We start from the raw sequence: 3879 nt of genomic DNA on the forward strand, positions 1-3879 counted from the left end.
TGGGCTTCGGAGTTGTAGGTGTCGCAGTAGGTGCCGGTCGCCAAAAGTTCGTCCAATCCTGAGGCGAAGGAGAGCTGGTCAGTAAGCAGAAAGCCCCCCGCGGAAATCACTTCCAAGTTCCTTAAGTTCAGATCCCCATTTTGGCTGCAGTTGAAAGAGATTAACGAGCCACCAAATATTAGTTGAGGATTGTGGACTCGAGTCTTTATAAGTAGAGGTAGACCCAGTTTTTTCAAGGACATGATCAACTTAAGACGTCTGTAATGATAAGAGTTAAAATTAAGGTTACCCACAAACGCAACTCTAATTTCTTTCTTTTCTATCCAACTGGAGCTGGTGAGACAAGCGGGAATGAAAGGCAGCCAAGCTAGCCTTTGAACTCCTGCTGCTGCGAACCAGTGGAGGTGCTGTCGGTCATAGGCGGTGGCAATATAATCAAAGGCTTCAGTGGCCCAGTAAGTTAGAAGGTGGGTGATAGGGAGCACATGATGATGCGTATCTCCGGCTAGCAAGACAGTTGGGCAGCCAAATTTTTTCGTGTTGAAAGGACTAGTCAGATCAACACTCGATGTCCAGACAATCACCAAGTCAAATTCTTTGTCTTCGACTTGATCTGAATGCTGGACAAATTCATAGAGGTCAAAGTCTTTGTCAGGACACTCAACTAAGCTTTTTGGAACACTAAAAAAATCGAATATCTGTCTTCTAACCTTTCCTTTCGGACATAGAGTTACTTGACGCTCTGAAAGAGTGAGAGGTGGGACATAATCAGGTGGAGTCGTCCAAACTAGTAGAACTCGAGGATTCATCAGTCTCAGAGCTTCCTAAAGATTGCCTTCTAAAGATTACCACTGCTTTCGTAGAATATGCATCTATTCAGATAACATAAGCACCCGTAGTTACCTTGAGAAATCTCCCCCTGCCAGAGGAGATGAGAGGGATCCAGCATCTGGTCAATCCGCTTGCGGTCTTGCTCAGAAGTAAACTCCACGTAAATCACCTTGATGTCTTTGAGCTGCTCTTGCAAGCTGGTCAACACCTCCACCTCATCTCCACCTGTAGCCACCCTGAGCACATCGATGGGCTCCAAACCCAACTCCTTGAGGGCTGCCCTGGCTTCCCGGAAAGGGAGCAGCTGCTCCACTCCCCACTCGGCCTGAGGATCCTCCGGCCAGAGGCGACAAGTTCTGCAGCTATTCTGCCCCGCCAGCCCCACCGAATGCACAAAGCAGTTGCCCAGGCCAAGAGCATTCTGCTGCAGCAGGTGCAAGGCCAAGGGATCCACCTCGAAACAGTGAATAGCCGCCTCAGGGTGAAGAGTTCTGAAACAAGCGCTGGCCACGCCCACCCCCGCTCTCACATCCACGACAACCCTGACATCAGAAAGAACAGAAACAGCAGACTGATAGACTCGACTAAGTCTGGCCACCGTTCCTTCGTACTCGACGCCTTCGTACCCCCGCAACCAAGCTGACGGAGCAGAGCTGCCCTTTTGGATTAAGTCAATGAGAAAAGTTTCTGTTATGTTTCCCGCATTGGCAAAGAGGAGCTGGGTGTCTTTTCCCAGGATGAAAGCAAAGCTGGTTCTCAAAGGCCGCCCCAGCCGCTGCAAGTCCTCAGCTGTGCACACCACAGCATCAAAACTAGGCCAACTGGCTGGCTCCCCTTTCACCTCATGAACTCGCTCGGGCACTCCCTTCTGCTGCAGCAGACCACAGGGATCCCCAAACCCCTCTTCCACGTACAGCTCCAGCCGCGGCAAGTCCAGCAAGTCCGCGGCTATCACCCCAGGACAGCCTCGGCCAACAAATACCCTCAGTCGCTCCTGCACGCGATGCAGCTCTTGAATGGGCTCGTAGATTCCTAGTCGTGTGTCTATCCAGGCAGAGCTGGCCGTGCTGACAAAGTAGCGCACATCAGAGCGGGGCGAGTAACGAAAGGGCTCCGGCAGCTCTCCCCCAAACACCCAGTCCAGCAGGTTCTGAATGCGGTGGCGGGGATGCCACTTTTCATCAAAGGTGTGGTAAGCGCGGCGGGCAATTTGAATGGCCTCCTGGGGATGGTCTAGGTAGTAGCGAACTTTTTCCAGGAGTTCGGCTTCGGAGTTGTAGGTGTCGCAGTAGGTGCCGGGCGCCAAAAGTTCGTCCAATCCTGAGGCGAAGGAGAGCTGGTCAGTAAGCAGAAAGCCCCCTGCAGAAATCACTTCCAGGTTCCTTAAGTTCAGATCCCCATTTTGGCTGCAGTTAAAGGAAATCAGAGAATGGGCAAACCATTTGGCTGCCTCTTGGCGGTTGGCTGTTTTGATGAGGATGGGCAAATCTGCATTCTTTATGGCTTGAACCAGCCGGGAGCGCCTAGGATGGCGGGATCCTTTCTGTCCAATGAAGACAACTTGATTTTCTCGAGTTTCCACCCACTCGTGGCTGACAGTGTGCAAGGAGATGAGAGGCAACCAGGCCAGGTTTTCCACACCCGCTGCAGCAAACCAGTGCAAATGCTGGCGGTTGTAGGCAGTAGCTACATAGTCGAAGCCTTCGGTGATCCAGTAGGTCAACAGATGGTTGATGGGGAATTTCCAGTGGTGGGTGTCTCCAGCCAGTAAAACAGTTGGACAGCCAAACTTTTTGGTATTAAGAGGATTGCTGTAGTCGAAGCTCGAAGTCCAAACAACAACTAGGTCAAACTCCTTATTTGTAATTTGCTCAGACTGCTGCACAAAGTCATAGAGGTCATAGTCTCCCTCTGGGCACTCCACCAATTCCTTAGAGAGATTGACAAAGTTTAGTCCAAAGCCCTTGGCTCTCCTCTTGGGGCAAAGACTGACCTGCCGATGTGAAAGCTGAGGGGGCGGGATATAGTCTGGCGGAGTTGGCCAATTGAGGAGAATTCGCGGAGCATTGGCCTTGATGTCTTGCATTTCTCGACTCCCCAAGTTGAGCGTCAGGTTCTTCTAGATCCTACAGGCTACTAGGATTGGACACAACAACAAGGGATCTCTGTTGCCCTGGAAAACGATAAGCCGAGCATAGGTTATAAGCAACCCCATGGATCCCTGTCTGCAAGAGCCGAATCCAGTTTACCTGCCTGGATGGCCCCTACCCAAGACGAGCTCTCCTACGACAATGGCACACCCATGGAAAGCTAGCGGCACACGTGCCAGATGGACTTGCTCATCTCCACCACCCATGCCGAGCGAGGTTTTGAGGCTGTACCCAGCGAAGTGGGAGGGTAGGAGGCCACCTGGATTCTGTGGGCCACTGCCGCTGGGGAACTGATGCCTGCCAAGGCTGAACTGGAGCAGCAAAGGGCTGAGCGCCTGGCCTAAAAGTTGTGAGAACTGGGGGTGGATCCGGGTACATTAAGCTAGAGCAGACGTCAGGGATCCCTCCCCATGGATTGCCAAGACCTTGCTCAGGATCTTCTCCTAGAACTGGAGCAAGCTCAGAGTCTCACCCAGCTCTTAGATTGGGCTTTAGCCTGCCTTCCTAGCCAGCAAATCTTCTGCCAGATTGGCTGGGAAGAGTCCGCAGCTGTTTTGCAGGCAATGCTTCGCTATCCTGAAAAGTTAGCAGTGATTCTACGGAATCCCCTACAGAGCTCATCCGAAAAGTCAATCAGCACAGAAGATATCCAAACCCAAATTTCTCAGTTGGGATTAGAAGAACGGGTTCTACTCCTAGAAGGCCCCATTCCTGCCCTTTTGGCAGATCTCGGTCAATGTTTCCCAGAGACCCAGATTGGCGTTTGTTTCTGGACTGAACTCACGGACTACCGTACCTGTCTGCTTCAGCTAGAAATCGCAGGAGCCCCGCACTGTACCCGTAGGGTCAGTGTCGGGAGGAATGCGGAAGTTATGATAGAACCATGACCCAAGTCCTG

General features: G+C 51.8%; 2 protein-coding genes. Both read right to left on the reverse strand.

Annotation, left to right across the window (positions count from 1 at the left end; all coding sequences use genetic code 11):
• The coding region (locus SYN63AY4M2_RS02665; protein ID WP_143597419.1) for a glycosyltransferase at positions 1-809 on the reverse strand (809 nt) is incomplete at its 3' end.
• A 29-nt stretch (positions 810-838) separates the two neighbouring features.
• Positions 839-2917, reverse strand: a complete 2079-nt coding sequence (locus tag SYN63AY4M2_RS02670; RefSeq protein ID WP_099887185.1) for a glycosyltransferase — start codon at positions 2915-2917, stop codon at positions 839-841.
• Positions 2918-3879: the final 962 nt, after the last annotated feature.

The organism is Synechococcus sp. 63AY4M2 (genome assembly GCF_002760475.1).
Lineage (GTDB): Bacteria > Cyanobacteriota > Cyanobacteriia > Thermostichales > Thermostichaceae > Thermostichus.

Bases quoted from the DNA above. Each gene is read 5' to 3' on its own strand.
- SYN63AY4M2_RS02670 (WP_099887185.1), bottom strand. From the start codon at position 2,917: ATGCAAGACATCAAGGCCAATGCTCCGCGAATTCTCCTCAATTGGCCA.